The following is a 21,367-nucleotide window of genomic DNA, read 5'->3' as shown; positions in this document are numbered from 1 at the left end:
AATATATACTTTTTTAGTCTGCCTAAATTAATCTGGTAACTGATTTTTATATTGCTCATTGCTTATTTTCTCTATAGGTTCAACATAACCGTCGTCGTCATCATCATAAAACTCAGATATATTTTCTAATTTATTAAAACGTTCTACTGTTTGGTAAGTATCTTCAGCATCAATACCTACTTCACCGCTATTACTGTATCTAAAGGGTATCCCAAGTACATCTTCCTCAACGCATCTATTGTTTTGTTCTGCTGGCTTGTTATTATCTATGGATTTTTGACATAACACACAGTTTTCTGCGTATGGTGTAAATTCTAACCGTTCGTCACTTATATCGGTGCCACAACTCTTGCATTTACCATAGGTATGATTTTCAATGCTTTTTAAAGCATCTTCAATTTTTTTGATAGTTGACATCTCATTTCCCTTAAGTGCGAGCCCCTTTTCCTTATCAAATAATTCAGATGCAGTATCAGATGGGTGATTGTCATAAAAAGACAACTCAGTTGCCATCTCACTGTTAGAATCTATAACACCATTTTGTTTCATTTGATTAATAATATCAAGGACCCGCACCTGTTCACTTATTAATTTTTCTTTAAAATATTGTATTTTATTCTTTTCCATGATAACAACTCCTCTAGTTTTAATATAGTCGTAATATTAAACAAATAAAACTTCTATATGCTTATGTTTTCTCATGGAAAGAATTTTATTACACTTATTTAATAATAATTAATTTTTTTAAATAAGTTTCAACATATTATTTAAAATGTTTGTAGAATTCTCCACAGCAATATCTTTAAATTCATCATACTCCATATGAGCCCCATTACTTGCATTGTCCGATATCGATCTAATAACAATAAATGGAATCTCATTTAAAAAGCACACCTGAGCAATACTTGCTCCTTCCATTTCACAAGCCAAACATTCAAATTCAGAATTAAGCCAATTTATTTTAGAAGCTTCTGCAATAAATTGATCTCCTGATACAATTCTTCCAGTAAAATACTTATGTCCTTTTATATCCTTACATGCTTCTTTCGCATATTGAATTAGTGTCTTATCACATTTGAAATCAAAAGTATCTAATCTTGGAATCTGTCCCTTTTTTTCACCGAATGCAGACACATCCATATCATGTTGTACTAAATTTTCACCTATTACAACATCCCCCGGATATATATTATCGACAGTCCCACCTGCAATACCAACATTTATAATATAATCCACATTAAAATCATCAATTAATATTTGAGTACACACCGCAGCATTTACTTTGCCAATACCACTAGTAACTATAACTACATTTTTACTATGTATAACACCAAGCCTAAATTCCATTCCGGCCTTCACATCTTTTCTTTTAAAATCCATATCCCTAACTAAAAATTCAACTTCTTCTTTCATTGCTCCAATAATACCTATATTCATTTTTCTATTCCTCCTTAAAATATCTAGTGTAGTACACGCTACACTCATTCGATTTAGCAGTTTTGTTACATAAAAAATCTCACCCAGTGAGTGAGATTTCTATGTTTTACCCTTTTGCAAAAAAGGTTTTTATTTCTTCTATATCATTGCTATTAAACTCTTTTTCGTCAATGTTTTTGAGTGTTACATCAGAATATTTTAACGAAACATCTGTTTCACTATCGCTTATATTATCATTATTTTCATAAACTTCATTACCCAAATTGTAATTTCTAAAATAGTCATTTTCTAAGCCTTCAAACATCTCAAATTGACAATTCATAAAATTTCTAAATTTCGTTCTAAACTTTGCAAATTCTTGCTTAGTTATTTCATATTCATCATTTATCTTAAGTACATCATTATGAGCCTTATCTATCAATCTTTGAGAAGAGTCATTTGCATTTTTAATAACCAATTCCGCTTCCTTTTGAGCGCAAAACTTTGCTTGTTCTGCTGCATTTTGAGCTAATACTAATGTATTTTGAATTGTAGATTCTATTTTAACATGATGCTCTAATTTTTCTTCTAAAAAGTTCTTTTTTTCTTTTAAAGTTGAATTCTCTTTATACATAATTTCATATTCTTCAGATACCTTATCTAAAAATTCATCGACTTCATCAGCATTATATCCCCTTAAGCCTTTTTTAAACTCTTTATTGTTAATATCCATAGATGTTATTCTCATCTTGCTCCCCCTCAACTAAATATATTGCTTTATTGCAACTTTTAAACGATCCTTTTGAGTGACTCCTCTAATATCTGCAATTTTTAGCTTTCCATATCCCCTAATTGTTAAAGTATCATTGCTTTTGATAACCTTATCTTTTTTTAAACACTGAAAGTAATTCACTAATATTTTACCTGAAGATATTAGTGCAACTGAATTATTTCTTGAAATATTACATATAGCTGAAACCATACTATCAAGGCGAAGTGACGTAGATATAATGATTTTTTCTTGGAATTTTCTCTCTGGAAGTCCCTGTAATTTATAATCATATTCACTAACTCCACATGGACAATTCCCTATATTATTCAAACTATTAATTATGTAATTACTAATGTCACTAGTAACTGGTGCATAACATATTGCATCTTGAATTATTAAGTCACCTAGTTTTTCTCGATTAATTCCTAGAGACATTATTGCACCTAAATAATCCTTATGCTCTAATTTGTTAAATTTGGATTTGTTGATTATTTTCAATAAATTTATAGGATATTCTTCAGGTTCTCCGTCAACTGAAAATGATAACATTCTCCTGTCAGCCTCTTTAAATATACCATTAGTAAATGCTTTTGTTTTATAATTTTCGCATATAGCGGAAGTTTGATTCCATATAGCTGGAGTTATAAAATCATTAGTAAATATGATTTTATTTGTCTTTTCAGCTATTTGCATTTTATTAAATATATTAGAAATTAAATTTTTATCATCACAAACTATACTATTAAGAAATTCTTTTTTGTCCATTTAAATCCTACCTTACTAAATTATTCACAGTATAATATACACAATTCTTTTTAAAATCATCAAAATAATAAGTGCAATTATTGGTGAAAAATCTACCATTGTATTACTAAAATATTTCTCTTGAACTTTTCTACCTGGCTCTAATAGAGGTCCAGTGATTTTATGTAATAATTCTATATATTGGTTTGACCTCCCCCTATAAACCCAAGACAAACCCACTTCTATTATAATTGCATACTCTAACACATTAAAAATCATTCCAATTAATCTATACAAGTTTTATAACCTCCTGAACTTCTCAAATGGTAACAACAATTATTCATTGCTCCCCTTAAAATGTTTTCATTCTATTTATTCCAATTAAAAATTCCTTTTGAGCTTAGTTCATTTTTCAATGCATTATCAACTTCTACATTAGAAGGAGACATTATATACACTCCTTTTTCTACTTGCTGAAGCTCACCACTTAAAGCGTAGCATACTCCTCCAACAAAATCTAATAATCTTTGACCAGTTTTAGCTTCTAATCCATTAGTGTTAACTACTACGATTTTTCTAGCTTTTAAATTATCGCTTATGGTAGTTGCTTCATCAAAATCATCTGGTTTTATGATAACTACTTTTGTAGATGTCGAGGTATGAATATTTACTACCTTACTTTGCTTTTTGTTTGCATTCATCAATGATTCAATATCCACATTTTCCTCTTCATTCTCCATTTCTTGAACTTCATCCTCTTCTTCCTCTGCCATACCTAAAAACCCCATAACCTTATTCATTACTTTACTTGACATTTTTATACCTCCAGTTTCTTGTAATCTCGTTTACCAAATATTTTCTCCCCAAGTCTTATCATATTAGCGCCTTGTTCTAATGCAATTTGAAAATCTTTACTCATACCTAATGATAGGATTTCCATGGAAACATTTTTATATTTAAAAGCTTTTAAATCATCAAATATAGTTTTCATCTGGGTAAAGTATCCTCTAGAACTTTCATCGTTACCGATAGGAATTGTAGCCATTAGTCCTTTAATTTTCACATTTTTACATTCTTCACACACTTTTATTATAGAACTTACTTCTTCAACAGCTATACCTGTCTTTGCAGCTTCTTTTCCTATATTAATCTGAATTAAAACCCTGGCAATTTCATTTTTAGAAGCATAACGCTTTTCAATTTCTTGCAATAAATGTACGCTATCTAAAGAATGAATAAGATAAACTTTTCCAACTATATATTTCACCTTATTTGTCTGTAAATGTCCTATAAAGTGCCATCTAGCATCAATGTCTAAGCTATCATATTTTCCAATTAATTCTTGTACTTTATTCTCTCCAAAATCTCTAGCCCCAGATGTGTATGCTTCTTTTATTTCATCAATTTGTCTAGTCTTAGAAACGCATATTAGTGTTACATTTTCTGGAATCTCGCTTTTTATTTTGTTATAAGCTTCCCCAATAGTCAACTATCCGTCCCCTCCTTAATAATCTTTCTGACATAAAACAATTATTAATTGTCATCTCCTATTTCTACTTATTTCTTCATTAAACATAAAATTCCTTCATTTTTTTATAAATTAATATTATTTTTAATTATACCAATTTATTTTTTTGTGGGATTCATATAATTATATTTAAAATAGCCCGTATATGCCGCTATTTTTACATTATCCGTCTTAAGAATATTAACTTTAACATTTCTAGTCTTCAATAATGTCATATATGTTTGGTCTAGCGTTAAATAATTATACAACACATCTTTATTCCCTATGGCATTGATATAAAATGGGCTTACTATCTTAACCCCATGTAAATTGATATAAGGCCCACCGCAAAATCCATAATTATCATAAATAATCCTTTCTCCATTAACAGAAATTGCTTCTGCCCCTGCATTTTTGAGGTCATTTATCACTTGAATAACATCATTATCATGAATTAACTGATCACTATTAACATAATTATCAGCATCATCTAATATAATTTCAATTCCAGGACCTTCAACGTCAGTCTTCCCTAAGAATATATTATTATTACTAACTTCATCTTGAATAACCTTAGTAATTTCAGCTTTTTTTTCATCGCTACTATCATATTTTTCGAGCTTTGAATAAGTTTTATAATATTCTTCTTTTAAATTGCTTAATTCAGAATACAATTTAGTTCTCTCATTGTAGGCCACATCATACTGTTTTACATCTAAAACAGTATTTTTCCCTTCAAATCCGATATTCATAGCAATAAGAAGTCCTAGGATTATTGAAGCAATAAAAACAAAAACGGTAGCTTCATTATTTTTCATTTAATCACCTCATTAATGAGATTTTGTTTTATCTATTAAAAGCCGCCTAATAATCGCAAAATTTTCAAATATTCTTCCGCCAAATACTATAACTGCAGCTAAATAAATTGGAATTCCTAATTTATCGCCTAGATAGACCATCGCTACAGCTAACACTGCATTTCCAAAAAACCCTGATATAAAAATATCGGCTCTAAAATTATGTGAAATTGAACCTCTTAATGCACCAAAAACTGAATCTAAACACGCAAAAATTGCTACAGAAATATACGGAGAAAATCCAACTGGAATATCAACATTCCACACAACTCCTAATATAATTCCTATTAATAACCCTACGAAAGCAACCATTTAATCACCTCTACTTCTTTTCTACTGGTCTTGCATACTCGAATTTATATACTTTGTTATATTTAGAAATCACAACTTTATCTACTGTGTTAGTAGTTACATCACACGCACTACTCAAGAATTGTGAGATTGTTCCTGGGAATTTTATAGCGCCTTCTAATCTAGTTTTATCTCCAATTGCTTTAATAGTGACCCTTTTACTATAAGAAATCCTTTCATCATTTATAATAATTGCATTTCCAGCATTTCTTATTCCACTCCTGGTAGTTAACCTAATATCATTAATAGAAATCGCTTCAGCACCTACTGAATTTAACTCATTTACTATATGAGCTAAATCCACATCGTTTATCGCCTGCTGATTTTCAGTGTTACTACCAAAAATGTCACTCTTAGGATCTATATAAACTATAATACCTTGACCTTCTACTTCGATTTGTCCAGTAAGAATTCTTGTTTCTTCCAATTCTTTATATAGTAACTCACTTTTTTCATTATCTCCCATGTTCGTCTTTTCATATTTTGCCGTTTTAGCATCTAAATCATCTATCTTTTTCTGCATAACTTCTTTGCTTATTTTAAGTTGCTCGTTTTCAGTTATAATTTCTGGCGTATTCTTATTGGTATCTACTACTGCTGCTGAATTTTGTTTTCCTATCATTTTAAATTGGTAAGAGATCATAAATCCTAATAATACACATACTATACCAATAGATATTTGGGATCTAAACTTCTTCATAGACTTCCTCCTTGCTACTCTCCGGGGGAGATAAATATTGTTATTTTTTACCCTTTTGTTCTATAAAAACAACTGGATTGCTTTTTGAACTAACATCTACATATCCCTTTGCACTCTTATATTGAGGTTGTGTAATAATATTTATCGACTTATTAAATTTGTTTTTCAAGTCTTCGCTTGTACCAAATTTAATACACATTTCCCCAGCATAAACCTTGATATCCAATACATTGCTTACATCTACCATTGTTATAATATTATTGCCTTTATTCTTTCTATAATCATTAATAATATTTGTTATTTCCACTGCAATATTTATTTTCCTATCATCCTTTGGCGCAATTAAATTGCCCACTTCACACTTTTCAAAATCGAATCCAATTAAATTCACTAAGTTCATATCTTTAACGTTCGACCTTTTTTCAAGCAAAATACCTTTGTTATCTAGAATATAATAAGCGTTGTTTAATTTACCATAAAACACAGCTACTCTTTCCTCTATTTCTATTACAATCTTATTAGGAAGGTCTTTCCTAACTTTTACACCTACTATATACGGATTTTTCATGATTTGTTGCTTGCTATCGTTAAAACTTTCAGAAAAAATATTACCCCCTAAGTGAATACTCGCCGTATCATTGATTTCGACTTTAGAAGCATTCATATTTCCTACAATTTCAATAGTTTTAACGTTAAAATAAGGTAATTTAATGCATAATGTAATTAATGTAGATATCATAATTATTACTAGTAACATTAAATACTTTACTTTTTTTTTGCTTTTTCTTCTATGTAATAATTTTTCTTTATTTTTTATAATATAATTTCCTCTTTTAAGATTATTACTTTTTTTTGTCATTCACTTCCTCGCATTCAATAATATATATTTTTTTACAAATTAGCTTATTAAAATACAACACACTAAATTTGTAGATTATACCGAATAACCAAGTTTATTTACATAAATGTGGTCTAAAATTTGTCTCTATTATATAATAACACTTAACTTAATTATTTACATCTCAATTTCAATGTATTTATCAGTATTTAAAAAAAATTAATATTTTGCAATATTAAGCATAGAAAAAGGCATGCACATATGCATGCCTTTTATTCTAATTTTTATTTACAGTTTGCCTTGACACATTTAAAAGTATTCCCATTGCAAACATATTGAAAAGCAGAGCTGAACCTCCATAACTTATAAAAGGCAGCGGCACACCTGTTACTGGCATTGACCCAGTAACTACTGCTATATTAATAATTGCTTGAACAGCTATAACAGATGTAATCCCTATAGCTAAAATAGTACCATACATATCTTTCGCTGTAACTGCTATTTTAATACCACGCCATACAAAAATAATGAATAATAAAATTATAAAACCGCATCCGATTAGCCCTAATTCTTCTCCAATTATTGCGAAAATAAAATCCGTATGTGGTTCGGGTATATATAAACATTTTTGCCTTGATTGTCCAATTCCTGAACCAGTAAATCCTCCTGACCCAAGTGCAAGTAATGATTGAACTAATTGATACCCCTTACCTTGGCTATCATCAAAAGGGTTTCTAAAATTCATAACCCTAGCCAATCTATATGGTTCAAAAATTGCTAGAGCAACAACCGCAGCTACTAGAGATGACCCTATAGCAAAAAGATGTTGAAATCTTGCCCCTACTGCAAATAAAATAATTACAGTAACGATCATTATAATAGCTGCTATACTTAAGTTTGGCTCCAACAAAATTAAACCTGCATAAAAGCCCGAAACTAATAGGTATGGAAGTACCCCTTTAACGAATTCTTTGACTTTTTCCCCTTTTAAATCTAAGCTTTTAGCCATATATAATACTATAGCATATTTTGCAACTTCTGATGGTTGAAATTTTGCAAATCCTAATGGAATCCACCGTCTAGAGAAGTTTATGGGTGAGAATGCAAATACAGCAAGTAAAGATATTGCAGTAAATATCATAATAATTCCAGTGTATTTTTTTATAATATGATAATCAGTTTTAATAGCTGTAACCATAAAAACACAGCCAATGCATGCCCACATAAATTGCTTTTTAAAAAACAATTCTGGATCGTTAGATTTAAAAGCCGCATAATATGAGCTAGAACTATAAACCATTACCACTCCGATTGCCACAAGAAGCATTATGGTTGCAAATAATACAAAATCTATTTGCCCCATTTTAACCTTGTATTTTTTCATACTATATCCTCCTTACGTCACTAATAGGAAAAGGATAGAAATCCAATTAAACAAAAAATCACTGTTACAATGGAGAATACTGCAACAACCTTAGTTTCGTGCCATCCACTTAATTCAAAATGGTGATGAATTGGAGACATTTTAAATACTCTCTTACCTGTAGCCTTAAATACTGAAACTTGAATAATAACAGATAGAGTCTCTATAACATATACGCCACCTACAATTGCAACTAAAAAAGGTGATTTTAGTATCATACCAACTGCAGCTACTGCGCCACCAAGTGCAAGTGCTCCCATATCTCCCATAAAAATTTGTGCTTTATAAGAATTGTATTTTAAGAACCCTAATAATGCACCCGCAAGCGCAGCACAGAATATCGCAAGAGTCGTATGAAACATCATATTACTAACCAATGCAAAGAATGTCATAACTACTATTGTAACTGAGGTAGCTAGACCATCTAATCCATCTGTTAAATTAACTGCGTTTGTGGTTGCTGCAAAATATACAATAATTGAAGGCACATACCAAACACCCAATTTTATAACTTTATCAGAAAATGGTAACATTATATCCGTTCCTATTTTAAGTGAAGAGTAATAACCAATTAAACCTGATACTACAACCAAAAGTAACATCTTTTGTTTAGATGTAAGTCCTTCATTTTGTTTACGTATTATTTTTAACAAATCATCAATAAGTCCTATTAATCCAAATGCTATAAAACAATACACTGCAATCCTAGCTTCAGCGCTTGTATGTCTAACAAGGATTAACATTGTAATTATTGTAGAAATCATAAATATTATGCCACCCATAGTAGGTGTCCCTGCTTTTTTCAGATGACTTTTAGGTCCTTCTGCTCTTATATTTTGACCAAATTTAAGCTTATGTAACATAGGGATTATTAATGGCCCTAGTATAATTGATAGGAAAAATGCAATTAAAACCGAATAAATAATTAAGCTCATTTTTCTATCACCTCTTTAGCATTTATATTCGTATGTGAATCTAGATTCACAAACGAATGTAAATTCGTTAGTTTGCTAACTATGCTCTCAAATTTCATATATCTTGAAGCTTTAACTAAAACAACATCATTTTGATTGATCATTCCATCCAAAAAGGAAACTACCTCATTATAGGTTTGAAAACTTCTATATTTATCTATATCGTTAAATCCTTCTTTATATGCTTCATTAAATTCACCTAAAGTAATTAATAAATCAATTTTTTTACGTTTTGCATATTCTCCGACTTGTTTATGTGCCTGCGTGGCGCTATTTCCGAGTTCCCTCATAGTACCAAGAATCGCAATTTTATAATTCCCACTAATATTGCAAAGCACATCAATTGCGGCCATCATTGAATCTGGGCTAGCATTATAGCAGTCATTAATTATAGTAAACTTTTTACCTTTTGTTATATCTAAACGCATAGACGTAGCTTCTAACTTTTTAAACCCTTGAGCAATTTCATTATAACTCATGTCCATTGCCCTTGCACAAGCTACTGCTAGCATTGAATTTAGTATATTATGCCGTCCTGGTATATTCACCTCAATAATATTATCTATTAAATTTTTCTTGTCCATTATGCGAAATGTTATTTTATTTTCTTCTACATTTAAATCGCATGCTTTTAAATCAGCTTCAGAATCAATTCCTGTTCTTATAAGTCTATAATTTGCCGTGTTCACATCTTCTAATAAATCATTATCTGAATTTACAATTAAAATACTGTCTTTACTAAAAAAATCTGTTATCTCCATTTTAGCTTTTAATATATTTTCTCTAGTTTTAAGATTTTCAATGTGAGACATTCCAATGTTAGTAATAATAGCAATACTCGGTTTTGAAGTCTCACATAAGTTATGAATTTCTCCAAAATCACTCATACCCATTTCGAGGACTGCAACATCATAACTTTTATCTAACTTAAATATCATCATAGGTAACCCTATTTCATTATTAAAATTGCCCAAAGTTTTAAAAACTTTGAATTTTGCGCCAAGAACTGCTGCAACCAAATCCTTTGTGGACGTTTTGCCTGTAGATCCGGTAATTCCTACTACTTTTAAATCTAGCTTATTTATATAAAATTTTGCAAGATTAAGTAGTGCTTTTCTAGTATCCACCACCTTAATTACAGCTGTTTTCTTATTAAGCAGCGCTTTATCAAACTTCATTTCATCAATTATGCAAATTGAAGCTCCTTTTTTGCTAGCCTCAACGATAAAATCATTAGCATTAAAATTTTCACCCTTTAATGCGATAAAAATATCCTTCTCTTTTATAGTTCTTGTATCTATGCAAACATTATTATATAATGTATTCTCGCCTTGATTCAAGGCGCTTTCACCTTTAACTACTATTTTACCCCCAGTTGCCTCTAATATCTCGTCAAAACTAATATATTCCATCTAAAATAGCTCCTTTATTATCTCTGAGACAACTTCTCGCTCATCAAAATGTATAGTTTTTTCTTTCAAAACTTGATAGTCTTCATGCCCTTTTCCTGCGATAACAATTATATCACCGCATCTTGCAATTTCAATTGCTCGTTTTATAGCCGCGCGCCTATTCTCTATAATTTCGAAATTATGTTTTTCAATACCGGATGCTACATCATTAATTATTTGCATAGGATCTTCAGTTCTTGGATTGTCTGAAGTTATTAATGAAAAATCGCTTAGCTGAGTTCCAATTTTGCCCATTATAGCTCTTTTGGCTTTATCTCTATCTCCACCACAACCAAAAACGCTTATAAGTTTACCCTTTGTAAATCCCCTGACAGTTTTTAGTATGTTTTCTAATGCATCTGGCGTATGTGCATAATCTAAAATTATTTCAAATCCCAACTTATGGTTATTGTAAGCAAGTTCACAACGCCCAGGCACTTGAATCTTTTGTAGAGCTAGTTTAATTTTAGCTAGGTCCACTCCCTGATTTAAGCAAACTGCTATAGACCCAAGCGCATTATATATATTGTAATTTCCTGGTATACTCAATTCTATTTCAAAAGAGTTTCCTTTGTACTCTAATGTAAATTCACTTCCCCTTGAATGCATTTTTATATCACTTGCCATAATATCTGCATTGCCATTTAATCCATAGCTTAATTTGCTACTTTTAATTAAACTATAGACTTTTGCTCCATATATATCATCAATGTTAATTACAGCGCTTTTAGTTAATTCAAATAACTTTAATTTTGCATTAAAATAATTTTCAAAGGTTTTATGGAAATCTAAATGATCCTGAGTTAAATTTGTAAAAATACTTTCGCAAAACTCTATTCCATATACTCTATCTAAACTTAAAGAGTGCGAAGACACCTCCATAACACAATAATCCACACCCGACTCCACCATTTCCTTGAAAAGTTCATGTAATTCAAGTGATTCAGGAGTAGTCCTCTCTGTATGAATTTTCTTTTCTCCAATATAATTTGCTATAGTTCCAATAAGTCCAACTTTGTACCCTTGCTGTTCCAAAATAGCTTTAATCATAAAAGCTGAAGTTGTTTTTCCATTAGTACCTGTAACTCCTATCATTTTCATGTTACGACTTGGATTTTCATAGTAATTAGCTGCACTTATGGCCAATGCTTTTCTGCTATCTTCTACTCTAATCACCACACAGTTTAAATGCTCTTCTATATTTTTCTGGCACACAACAGCAACTGCTCCATTGTTAATTGCATTTTGTATATATTTATGACCATCAAGATTATACCCTTCTACAGCGAAAAACACATCCCCTTCTTTAATTTTTCTTGAATCATATTGAATTCCCTTTATATCAATATCAATGTTACCCTGGATTAAATTGAAATTAATATTCTCCATAATTTTTTCAAACTTCATATTACCACTCCTTTAAATCATCACATAAAATATGCTTAACAAAAAAAATATCTATTCCCCTTTTACATGGCAAATCCGACAGCTCAGAATTGCTGAGTCCTGTCGGTTTTATTTTCATGTGCCTATCACCTAATTATACACTATATTTAATGACATTTCAGAAGTAAAATCACGCTTTTCTAAAAGTAGGTGTTACATACTATAATAAAGTAAAATATTCAGTGGGATATAAATTTACTTCTGAAGTCATTAATATTACAGCATCGAAGATGATGCTTTAACTAATCAGCAGTAATATCTAAATGAATTGTTATCGTAGTTCCTTTTTTCACTTCTTTGCATTCTATGCTTTGCTCTGCGACTATTCCATTACCAACGAATTTAGCTTTTAGTCCAAGACTTCCTAGAAGTGCAGTAGTTTTTTCCGGGCTACTTCCTATTATATTTGGAACCATGACCATATTATTATCTTTTTTTAATTCACCAGTGTGTAAAATAATTTCAGTTCCTTCCTTAACCGTATATCCAGGTTTCGGAGTCATATCAGTAATAACTTCTCCATCTGAACTTAATTTTACCTTTAAATTATTATCTTTCAATGACTTTTCTGCCTCCGACTTCTTAAGGCCCCTTACTTCAGGCACAATAACATCCTTTAATAAGCTTTTTGAAGTTTCCTCCTTTGAAGCATCAGATTTAAATGATAAATAATTAAAAACATCATTAAAAACTTGCTTTCCAACTACTGTTGCAATCTGACCACCATAATACCAAGAGGGGTCTGGTTCATCAATATTAATTAATAAGGTTATCTGAGGATCATTTGCAGGCGCCATTCCTGCAAATGATGATACATATTTTCCTGGTGCATAGCCAGCTCCTGTAGTATTAATTTTTTGAGCTGTCCCTGTCTTTCCGGCAATATGGTATCCTGCAATAAATGCCTTTTTACCACCACCATTTTCTACAACCTGCTCAAGGTAAGATCGAAGCTGCTTTGCAACTCCTTCATCCATTATTTTTCTTTCATTATAATTTGAATATTTTTGCAGAACTTTTTTATTATTTAAATCATCATAATTTACTATCTCTTTCATAACATGAGGCGTTATAAGTTTTCCCCCATTTGCAATAGCGTTAAAGCCCTTCATATACTGTATACAAGATAAGGTATTCCCTTGCCCAAAGGATGTTACTGCTACATCAAGAGCAGTCATATCTTTAGCTTTTCTAATTATTCCGAGTGCTTCTCCATTTAAATCAATACCAGTTTTTTTACCAAATCCAAATAATTCAATGTATTTATTTAGTTTTTCTGGACCAAGTCTTCTACCAAGTTCCATAAATCCAACATTACAAGAGTTTTTTAATATATCCACAAAATTTTGAGATCCATGCCCTGTGGTTTTCCAACACTTTACTGCTTTACCTAAAACTACAGTGCTACCAGTACAGTTAAATTTATCATCTTCCTTAACTAGCCCTTCTTCCATAGCCCCTGTAGCCGTAAACACTTTAAAAATAGACCCCGGCTCGAACGTATCACTTACTGCTCTATTTCTCCATGCCTTTTGATTTTCATCAAAATTTTTAGTAAGGTCCCAAGGGTCATTAGGATTATAATCTGGTTTATTAACCATCCCCAATATTTCTCCATTTTTAGGATTCATTGCAATTATACTAACTGCTTTCGCTTTATTGTCAATCATAGCCTGCGAAGCTGCTTTCTCACAAAAATATTGAATCATCTCATCAATAGTAAGTACTACATCTTTACCCTCTATAGGCTTTGTATAATCTGAGATTGTATAAGGCAATTCTTCACTTTTTCTATCGGTTTCTGAAATTTTTATTCCAGGTATACCTGATAGATATTTATTGTAATACAATTCAACACCTGTAAGTCCATTGCCATCAGAATTCGTATGCCCTACAACATTTGCTAAGAAATTCCCATTGGGATAATATCTTTTTGTATCTCCAGTAATAACAATTCCTCGAAGCTTTTGATTTTTCGAAAAATCATTAATTTTATCAGCTGTAGCTTTATCTATTCTTCTCTTTAAAATCGCTGCTCCAATAGGTTTCCCCTTTGAATTAGTCTTAGTCAAAACAGGTAAAACTTCACTAGATTCCATTCCAAGTATTTTAGCGATTTCTGGTGCAATATCGTTCATACTTAGCTTGTTTTTTTTAGTAGTTTCACGTAGCGAATTAAGATCTAAATCAACTCTAAATACATTTGCACTTATAGCTAAATCTTCTCCATTTCTGTCTAAGATCCTTCCCCTCTTTGGTGCAATCCGAACGTCACTTGTCCACTGCAAAATTGCTTTTTCTTTATATTCCTTCCCTTTAGCTATCATTACGTAGCTCAACCTACTAATTAATAGAAAAAGCAAAAGAAAAAGCATGAAAAAGACAACCAACATTCTACGCTTAACTACTACCTTGTCTCTATACTCTCCTTTTGCCAATTTATGTCCTCCTTGCTAATTCTTCAAAGCAAACAGTAATTAAAAAATAATATTTTTAATTTTATCTATTACGTCGTTACTTGTTTTCGCTTCTAACTCTTCTTTTGTTTCTAAATTGTTTTTACTCAAATTTAAGTATTGTATGTCACTAACCTTTGGGTTAACCATATGAAGTTTTGTCGTCGCTGTTTTCTCAACGTAACTTATATTTCTAAACTTCATTAGTTCTACATCATATGCGTCATTTTCTTTACTGACCATTTCTATTTCAGCTTTAACTTTAGAAGTCGCATCTTGATAATTATAAATCATACAATATCTAGCAATGGTTATCATTCCAATAACAAACCCTAAACTAATATTTAAAAGAACTCTTTTTTTCTTTTTCATTTCCTTCAGATTTTTACTGCTTTGTGTCTGTTTTCGTGATTTTTCTAAATCTTCATATTTTCGTTTTTTTAATGGCTCATATGGTGCTAAAACTGTATTTCCATCCATTATAAACTTATTTTTTTCTATTATCACTTTATTCACCCCATCCACAATTTAGAACTAATTTTTTTGCGCCACTCTTAGTTTTGCACTTCTACTTCTTGAGTTTATTTCTATCTCTGTCTCTGTTGCCCTTATAGGTTTTCTACTTATAAGTTTCACGATTGGTGTTTTACCACACACACACATAGGTAACTCTTTTGGACATTTGCATGGATCTTCTAAACTTTTAAATTTAACTTTAACAATTCTATCTTCAAGTGACTGGAATGTAATTATCGCCATTCTCCCACCGCGATGTAGTCTAGCTATTCCATCCTCAATTGCTTTATCTAATATTTTTAATTCCCCATTAACTTCGATTCTTATTCCTTGGAATGTTCTTTTAGCTGGATGGCCTCCATCTCTCTTAAACTTTGCGGGAATCGCTGCATCTATAACATTCACTAGTTCCAAAGTAGTATTGATTGGTTTATCTTTTCTTCTATCTACTATGAAATTAGCAATTCTTTTCGAAAATTTTTCTTCGCCATAATTTCTTAAAACCTCTGCTATCTGTGGCTCTTCGTAGTTATTTACCACATCATATGCTGTTATACCTTTGCTTCTATCCATTCTCATATCAAGATTCGCATCCCTCATGTAGCTAAACCCACGTTCCGCATTATCTAATTGATATGACGACACCCCTAAATCCATAAAAATCCCATCTACTTTTTCTATTTTAAGTTTGTCAAGTATTGCTCCAATGTTATAAAAATTATCATGTACATATGTAACATTGTTATATTCTTTGATTTTTTCCTTTGCAGCTTTTAATGCATCTTCATCTTGGTCAATTCCAATTAACCGTCCTTTAGGTGACAGTCTTTTTAAGATTTCTAAGGAGTGCCCTGCACCTCCTAATGTACAATCAACATAAATTCCATCCTCTTTAATATCTAGCGCATCAATACACTCATTTAATAAAACTGATACATGTTTAAATTCCATTTTTAATCTCCTTTTATATGCCTAATTCATTCATTTTTTCTGCTATTTCATCAAAATTAATATCTGATTCATTATATTTATCCCATTTATCCTTAGACCATATTTCTATTCTAGTTGATACTCCTATGCTTACTATTTCCTTTTGAAGGCCTGCATATTCGCATAAATTCTGTGGTATTAAAGCTCTGCCTTGCTTATCTACTGTTATTTCATTAGCACCTGAGAAGAAAAACCGTACAAATGCCCTGGCATCTTTACTCGTCAATGGAAGTTTCTTTAATTTTTCCTCCATTATATTCCACTCAAGCGTTGTATATATGTATAAGCATCCATCTAGGCCCTTAGTCAATATAAATTCACTGCCTAATCCCTCTCGAAATTTGGTGGGAATAATCATTCTGTTTTTACTATCAATGGCATGTTGATATTCACCAATAAACATTTTATCCCCTACCTTATGAACTTACTCCACTTCGAACCACTTTAAACCATTTTAAACCACTAACAAGTATAATTCTATAGAAAAATGAAAATTCCTTCTTGTTTTATTGTTTTATTTTTATTTTTTAAAAACAATTAAACTTTTTTATGATTTTATTTGAATTTATTAACTTAAAATACATAATTATCAGGCTACGCATATCAAATTAAACAATTGTGCTAATTTACTTTCTTGAAATGCATTACGATGTAGGGTATAATTTATAAGAAATTAATAATATTAAATGCAAGAAAGGAATGTACATATATATGAAGCTAGGAATTGTAGGTTTACCAAATGTAGGAAAAAGCACACTGTTTAATGCAATAACAAAGGCAGGTGCAGAATCTGCTAATTACCCATTTTGTACTATAGAACCAAATATAGGTGTTGTAAGTGTACCTGACAAAAGATTGGATGTACTACAAACTATTTATAATAGTAAAAAAATAATTCGTACTGCAATTGAATTTTATGATATAGCAGGCCTTGTAAAAGGAGCAAGCAAAGGAGAAGGTTTAGGTAATAAATTTTTATCTCACATCCGAGAAGTAGAGTCTATTGTTCATGTGGTAAGATGTTTTAATGATGACAACATCATACATGTAGACGGCGATATCGATCCTACACGTGATATAGATACTATTAATTTAGAACTTATTTTTTCTGATCTTGATGTATTAGAAAGAAGAATGGAAAAGTCAGTAAAACTTGTTCGTTCTGGTGACAAAACAGCAAAAATGGAATATGCTCTTATGGAAAGAATAAAGGAACACCTTGAAGCAAATCTTCCAGTAAGAACATTAGAGTTTAACGAAGAAGAAGCCGCTTTTGTAAGTATTCTTTTCTTAATTACTGCAAAACCAGTATTATATGCTGCAAATATAAGCGAAGATGATTTAATGTCTGGTAACACAGAAAATGATATGGTAAAAAAAGTTAAAGAATTTGCTGCGAATGAGAATTCAGAAGTAATTGTAGTTTGCGCCAGACTTGAAGAAGAATTATCCACTTTGGATGATGATGAAAAAATGGAACTTCTAAAGGAATATGGTCTTACTGAGACGGGCCTTGATAAACTTATCCACTCAAGTTATAAACTACTCGGTTTAATGAGCTTTTTAACTGCAGGACCTCAAGAAATAAGAGCATGGACTATAAACATTGGAACTAAAGCCCCTGCTGCCGCTGGGAAAATCCATTCGGATATAGAAAGAGGTTTTATAAGAGCAGAAATAGTTTCCTTTGATAAATTAGTTGAATGTGGCTCTGAAGCTGCTGCTAAAGAAAAAGGACTGTATAGACTTGAAGGAAAAGAGTATATTATGCAAGATGGCGATGTAGTTAACTTTAGATTTAACGTGTAGCAAAGCAAGCAGGACAATTTAGTCCTGCTTATTTAATATCTATTATTAAATAATAACCTAGGAAGCTTCATCTCCCGCGGAGCTGTTCATCATTTTTTGCTATATTTTTTTAATTCTTTGTTAATAGCTATCATTACAGCATCAAAGCTAATATCAGGATTTCCCATTAGCACTCCAATTGCATCCTCTATAGATGTCATCGTATATATATGAAAGTTTCCATTTTTAATTTCGCTTTCAACTTCTTCATTTAAAACCAAGTCTACTGCATTTGACAAAGGTATCATTACACCTTTATCCTTTATTGAGTCAATTGCTTTGCATGCTGCAAAGAAACCTTCTATTTTATCGTTTACTCCTCCTATAGGTTGGACCTCACCAAATTGATTTACCGAACCAGTGATTGCAATGCTCTGTTTTATAGGTATCTTACTTAGCGCTGAGAGCATACACATTATTTCTGCAACCGATGCACTATCACCATCTATTTTTCCATAGATTTGTTCAAAGCTTAGGTGAAAATCTACCGGTAATTTAGTAAATCCGCCATTAATAGTACTTATATATCCCTTTAAAATATTAATAGATTTACTATGGATACTTCCACTTAGATTGCTCTCCTTTTGGACATCTATAATATTACCTTCTCCCTTATAGCAGCAACAGGTAATCTTTATTGGCTTACCAAAACTAAAATATCCTGTATCCATTACCGATAATCCATTCACTTGTCCAATTCTACTATTTATAACATCAATAAGCATCTTTTTTTCAGTATAATTATTTAAAATTTCCTTTTCCATGATGTCTTTTTTATAGCCTACCTCAATTATATCTCCTTCACTAATCTCTTTTTTATTTTCTCCTATAACCTTATTGTTAGCTAAGATTAGTAGCTTATTTATTTCATATTTGTCATAGTATATCTTTTCTCTACTCTGTGCTTTCCGTGATAAAATCTTTGCTACTTCTCTTATAGCTCCTTTTGTAAGAAACTTATAATTGTTTTCGCAACAAGTTTTATTTATCTCAAATACAAGAGATTTCTTTAAATAATTGTCTATATTCTGCACCGGATTACATTCTGCTTTTATAGTGAAAATTTTTCTAAAGTCTTCATCATAGTTATAAAGCAAATCATAAGTCTCATAGTTTCCAATAAGAATTATCTTTTCCTTAACTGGTATAGGTTCCGGGTTAAATGCATTTAAAGATCCAATCTCATAAGAGTTTCTGTTATAAGCCGAATCTACCTCCTCTGTTAATAATGTTTTTTTCAAATTATGATAAGCCGCAGCATCCTTTAGTAAATCATTTGCTCTAATTATCAAACACCCTTCATTTGCTTTTAGTATACTACCGCTTTTTATAAATTCTATACCTGTAGAATAAACCCCTTTGTGATTTTCATACTCTATATTTCCAAGTAAGTTTGTCAAATTAGGATCTTGTTCAAATATTACTGGACGAATTTGATTTTCACTATTATCTACCATTATATTTATAGCATATTTGTATATAATTTCATTTATCTTTTCCTCGTCATCATCATAACTTAAAGAATAATTATCTATAAGTCTTTTTTCAATATCATTGCATACTATATCAAAATAATTTTGTACAGATTCATCTTCCATAAACAAATTTTTATATTCTTCTTTTAAATCATTCATTTCATTTTTATAGTACACTTCCATTAGTTGTTTTATTTTCTCTAAGTCTTCTCCTTCAGAATCTTTTAGTTCCTCTAATGTTTCGCGAGCATTCTCTTTTAACATAGTTGCCGTGTATAAAATATTATCTTTTTCCCCTTTATCCAATGTTTCATATTCATTCTCAGACATTTCCTTTTCATCACTTAAAGGAATGAATGTGAATCCGCTATTAGTGGATTTTATATCAAAACCTTTCTCTTTTGCTGTATCTATTAGCTTACCAATTAATTTATTTCTTTTCTTTTGAATATTTTCCTGAATGTCTTCAATTTCCTTATTTGCAGAATTGTTATAAAACTGAAATGTGCACCCTAAATATTCATTCTGCATTTCTTCAAATGTCTCTTTTAGCTTATTAGCCCCTCCATTACTTACAAAAATAGGTTTAGGAGATTTTTCATCTTCATATAGTACATAACAAATGTCTTTTGGTTTGCTCTTATTTTCGAAACTTTTATTTACATATTTCATAATCTCTTTAATGGTTTCTTTTGAAAAGTCATCTATTAAATAAATATTAAAACCCTCTTTATCTATACTCATGGCAGTTTTAATATTTTCTATTACATCATAATATTGAGGCATAGTATATAATTCTTCTTTTGTACTCATATCTTCAATGTCAAATTCATATATAATATCTTTTGGAGTTAATTCTCTATTCATATTCCTCCTCCTTTCAATTCTTTATTATATTAATATTCTCAAATCACCAATTTAGGAACAAATATTATCATTAAGAAATAATAATATTTTCTAAATTTATGCGTATATATTTTTTTTCTTATAGAATTTTAATAATAAATATTAATAGTAGCCATTTTTTTAATACTTGAGTTAAATTACAACATACGATATAATAAGCTTATTGACTTTTTATATTTTTTATAATTTTTGTTGTGAAGGAGTAATACTGATGGGATTTAAAGACAAAATTACTAATAGTTATACACAGGCTTATTTAAAGAGATATGGCGATAGACTTACTCAAGCACAAGGTCGAGTTCTATCAGTCAAAGTAGCAGAAAAAAATTATCTAAGAATATTTTATAAATTAACTGTAACCATCTTAGTAAAGGCCGAAGGAAGTAAATCTATTTCTAAGTGCATATTCAAAAAGCACCGTTGGTTCAAAAAAGTTAACTTTATATCTGTGCTTCAAGGTCATTCTGTTATAATTCAAGGAATGAAGGGTAAAAAAGGTAAAGAACACAGCGAGCAGATTCAAATTGCAAACATTAGAAATATGACTACCAAAAAGGACCTGGTTCCAATGCAGGGGAATGCTCCAAAAGTTCAAAGAATAAGATCTGACAGACGTTTTAAATAATGAAAGCTATATGACTATGTCATATAGCTTTCATTATTTGAAATCGCATCAATACCTCACTGTGATATATCA

22 protein-coding genes are annotated in these 21,367 nt (G+C 30.7%); 2 read left to right on the top strand and 20 right to left on the bottom strand.

Annotation, left to right across the window (positions count from 1 at the left end; translation table 11 throughout):
- Positions 1-27 precede the first annotated feature (27 nt).
- The 19 genes from KTC94_RS00525 to mraZ form a co-directional block, all read right to left on the bottom strand.
- Positions 28-627, bottom strand: a complete 600-nt coding sequence (locus KTC94_RS00525; RefSeq protein WP_216302483.1) for a TraR/DksA C4-type zinc finger protein — start codon at positions 625-627, stop codon at positions 28-30.
- A gap of 117 nt (positions 628-744) precedes the next feature.
- On the bottom strand, positions 745-1,437 hold the full coding sequence (locus KTC94_RS00520; RefSeq protein WP_165412104.1) for a 5'-methylthioadenosine/adenosylhomocysteine nucleosidase: 693 nt from the start codon (positions 1,435-1,437) through the stop codon (positions 745-747).
- Between the two features lie 106 nt (positions 1,438-1,543).
- On the bottom strand, positions 1,544-2,164 hold the full coding sequence (locus tag KTC94_RS00515; protein ID WP_165412105.1) for a DivIVA domain-containing protein: 621 nt from the start codon (positions 2,162-2,164) through the stop codon (positions 1,544-1,546).
- Between the two features lie 15 nt (positions 2,165-2,179).
- On the bottom strand, positions 2,180-2,953 hold the full coding sequence (locus KTC94_RS00510) for an RNA-binding protein (protein WP_216302482.1): 774 nt from the start codon (positions 2,951-2,953) through the stop codon (positions 2,180-2,182).
- Between the two features lie 24 nt (positions 2,954-2,977).
- Positions 2,978-3,229 (bottom strand): YggT family protein, encoded by a 252-nt coding sequence (locus KTC94_RS00505; RefSeq protein ID WP_253198131.1) that lies wholly within the window; start codon positions 3,227-3,229, stop codon positions 2,978-2,980.
- A 71-nt stretch (positions 3,230-3,300) separates the two neighbouring features.
- Positions 3,301-3,747 (bottom strand): cell division protein SepF, encoded by a 447-nt coding sequence (locus tag KTC94_RS00500; RefSeq protein ID WP_165412107.1) that lies wholly within the window; start codon positions 3,745-3,747, stop codon positions 3,301-3,303.
- Between the two features lie 2 nt (positions 3,748-3,749).
- Complete coding sequence (locus KTC94_RS00495; RefSeq protein ID WP_220285932.1) at positions 3,750-4,421, bottom strand: YggS family pyridoxal phosphate-dependent enzyme; 672 nt, start codon at positions 4,419-4,421, stop codon at positions 3,750-3,752.
- A 137-nt stretch (positions 4,422-4,558) separates the two neighbouring features.
- A complete protein-coding gene (locus tag KTC94_RS00490) occupies positions 4,559-5,257 on the bottom strand; it encodes a DUF881 domain-containing protein (RefSeq protein ID WP_216302480.1) in 699 nt (232 codons plus the stop codon).
- Between the two features lie 12 nt (positions 5,258-5,269).
- On the bottom strand, positions 5,270-5,608 hold the full coding sequence (locus KTC94_RS00485; protein ID WP_165412109.1) for a small basic family protein: 339 nt from the start codon (positions 5,606-5,608) through the stop codon (positions 5,270-5,272).
- A 10-nt stretch (positions 5,609-5,618) separates the two neighbouring features.
- Complete coding sequence (locus KTC94_RS00480) at positions 5,619-6,347, bottom strand: DUF881 domain-containing protein (protein ID WP_216302479.1); 729 nt, start codon at positions 6,345-6,347, stop codon at positions 5,619-5,621.
- Positions 6,348-6,387: 40 nt separating this feature from the next.
- On the bottom strand, positions 6,388-7,206 hold the full coding sequence (locus KTC94_RS00475) for a cell division protein FtsQ/DivIB (protein ID WP_216302478.1): 819 nt from the start codon (positions 7,204-7,206) through the stop codon (positions 6,388-6,390).
- 256 nt (positions 7,207-7,462) lie between these two features.
- Positions 7,463-8,569: a stage V sporulation protein E gene (gene spoVE / locus KTC94_RS00470; RefSeq protein WP_165412112.1), complete on the bottom strand. Its 1,107-nt coding sequence runs from the start codon at positions 8,567-8,569 to the stop codon at positions 7,463-7,465.
- 20 nt (positions 8,570-8,589) lie between these two features.
- Entirely contained in the window at positions 8,590-9,543 is a 954-nt protein-coding gene (gene mraY, locus KTC94_RS00465) for a phospho-N-acetylmuramoyl-pentapeptide-transferase (protein WP_220319489.1), read from the bottom strand.
- Positions 9,540-10,994 carry a UDP-N-acetylmuramoyl-tripeptide--D-alanyl-D-alanine ligase gene (murF, locus tag KTC94_RS00460; protein WP_220319488.1) on the bottom strand — a complete coding sequence of 485 codons (1,455 nt, stop codon included), beginning with the start codon at positions 10,992-10,994 and terminating at the stop codon, positions 9,540-9,542. Before murF ends, mraY begins: the two co-directional genes overlap by 4 nt.
- Positions 10,995-12,440 carry a UDP-N-acetylmuramoyl-L-alanyl-D-glutamate--2,6-diaminopimelate ligase gene (locus tag KTC94_RS00455; RefSeq protein ID WP_220319487.1) on the bottom strand — a complete coding sequence of 482 codons (1,446 nt, stop codon included), beginning with the start codon at positions 12,438-12,440 and terminating at the stop codon, positions 10,995-10,997.
- Positions 12,441-12,721: 281 nt separating this feature from the next.
- On the bottom strand, positions 12,722-14,917 hold the full coding sequence (locus tag KTC94_RS00450) for a stage V sporulation protein D (protein ID WP_220285938.1): 2,196 nt from the start codon (positions 14,915-14,917) through the stop codon (positions 12,722-12,724).
- A gap of 39 nt (positions 14,918-14,956) precedes the next feature.
- Positions 14,957-15,442, bottom strand: coding sequence for a hypothetical protein (locus KTC94_RS00445; RefSeq protein WP_216302473.1), 486 nt, complete (start codon positions 15,440-15,442; stop codon positions 14,957-14,959).
- Positions 15,443-15,469: 27 nt separating this feature from the next.
- Positions 15,470-16,402, bottom strand: coding sequence for a 16S rRNA (cytosine(1402)-N(4))-methyltransferase RsmH (gene rsmH, locus KTC94_RS00440; protein ID WP_165412118.1), 933 nt, complete (start codon positions 16,400-16,402; stop codon positions 15,470-15,472).
- A 13-nt stretch (positions 16,403-16,415) separates the two neighbouring features.
- A complete protein-coding gene (gene mraZ / locus KTC94_RS00435; protein ID WP_165412119.1) occupies positions 16,416-16,844 on the bottom strand; it encodes a division/cell wall cluster transcriptional repressor MraZ in 429 nt (142 codons plus the stop codon).
- A 308-nt stretch (positions 16,845-17,152) separates the two neighbouring features.
- On the opposite strand from mraZ, the gene ychF reads away from it, so the two are divergent.
- On the top strand, positions 17,153-18,250 hold the full coding sequence (ychF, locus tag KTC94_RS00430; RefSeq protein WP_220319486.1) for a redox-regulated ATPase YchF: 1,098 nt from the start codon (positions 17,153-17,155) through the stop codon (positions 18,248-18,250).
- An 89-nt stretch (positions 18,251-18,339) separates the two neighbouring features.
- On the opposite strand, the gene KTC94_RS00425 is transcribed toward ychF, so the two are convergent.
- Positions 18,340-20,631 carry an AAA family ATPase gene (locus KTC94_RS00425; protein WP_220319485.1) on the bottom strand — a complete coding sequence of 764 codons (2,292 nt, stop codon included), beginning with the start codon at positions 20,629-20,631 and terminating at the stop codon, positions 18,340-18,342.
- Between the two features lie 250 nt (positions 20,632-20,881).
- Here KTC94_RS00425 and KTC94_RS00420 point away from each other — a divergent pair, with 250 nt between their 5' ends.
- Entirely contained in the window at positions 20,882-21,295 is a 414-nt protein-coding gene (locus KTC94_RS00420) for a hypothetical protein (RefSeq protein ID WP_216302471.1), read from the top strand.
- The last annotated feature ends 72 nt before the right edge of the window (positions 21,296-21,367 follow it).

This window comes from Clostridium sp. CM028, from assembly GCF_030585565.1.
GTDB lineage: Bacteria > Bacillota > Clostridia > Clostridiales > Clostridiaceae > Clostridium_AD > Clostridium_AD estertheticum_B.
Note: the sequence above shows the minus strand (reverse complement) of the source record. Positions and strands in the feature narration are given on the sequence as shown.

Coding starts and splice junctions, on each gene's coding strand:
- KTC94_RS00525 (WP_216302483.1), bottom strand. CDS start 627: ATGGAAAAGAATAAAATACAATATTTTAAAGAAAAATTAATAAGTGAA.
- KTC94_RS00520 (WP_165412104.1), bottom strand. CDS start 1,437: ATGAATATAGGTATTATTGGAGCAATGAAAGAAGAAGTTGAATTTTTA.
- KTC94_RS00515 (WP_165412105.1), bottom strand. CDS start 2,164: ATGAGAATAACATCTATGGATATTAACAATAAAGAGTTTAAAAAAGGC.
- KTC94_RS00510 (WP_216302482.1), bottom strand. CDS start 2,953: ATGGACAAAAAAGAATTTCTTAATAGTATAGTTTGTGATGATAAAAAT.
- KTC94_RS00500 (WP_165412107.1), bottom strand. CDS start 3,747: ATGTCAAGTAAAGTAATGAATAAGGTTATGGGGTTTTTAGGTATGGCA.
- KTC94_RS00490 (WP_216302480.1), bottom strand. CDS start 5,257: ATGAAAAATAATGAAGCTACCGTTTTTGTTTTTATTGCTTCAATAATC.
- KTC94_RS00485 (WP_165412109.1), bottom strand. CDS start 5,608: ATGGTTGCTTTCGTAGGGTTATTAATAGGAATTATATTAGGAGTTGTG.
- KTC94_RS00480 (WP_216302479.1), bottom strand. CDS start 6,347: ATGAAGAAGTTTAGATCCCAAATATCTATTGGTATAGTATGTGTATTA.
- KTC94_RS00475 (WP_216302478.1), bottom strand. CDS start 7,206: ATGACAAAAAAAAGTAATAATCTTAAAAGAGGAAATTATATTATAAAA.
- spoVE (WP_165412112.1), bottom strand. CDS start 8,569: ATGAAAAAATACAAGGTTAAAATGGGGCAAATAGATTTTGTATTATTT.
- mraY (WP_220319489.1), bottom strand. CDS start 9,543: ATGAGCTTAATTATTTATTCGGTTTTAATTGCATTTTTCCTATCAATT.
- murF (WP_220319488.1), bottom strand. CDS start 10,994: ATGGAATATATTAGTTTTGACGAGATATTAGAGGCAACTGGGGGTAAA.
- KTC94_RS00455 (WP_220319487.1), bottom strand. CDS start 12,440: ATGAAGTTTGAAAAAATTATGGAGAATATTAATTTCAATTTAATCCAG.
- rsmH (WP_165412118.1), bottom strand. CDS start 16,402: ATGGAATTTAAACATGTATCAGTTTTATTAAATGAGTGTATTGATGCG.
- mraZ (WP_165412119.1), bottom strand. CDS start 16,844: ATGTTTATTGGTGAATATCAACATGCCATTGATAGTAAAAACAGAATG.
- ychF (WP_220319486.1), top strand. CDS start 17,153: ATGAAGCTAGGAATTGTAGGTTTACCAAATGTAGGAAAAAGCACACTG.
- KTC94_RS00425 (WP_220319485.1), bottom strand. CDS start 20,631: ATGAATAGAGAATTAACTCCAAAAGATATTATATATGAATTTGACATT.
- KTC94_RS00420 (WP_216302471.1), top strand. CDS start 20,882: ATGGGATTTAAAGACAAAATTACTAATAGTTATACACAGGCTTATTTA.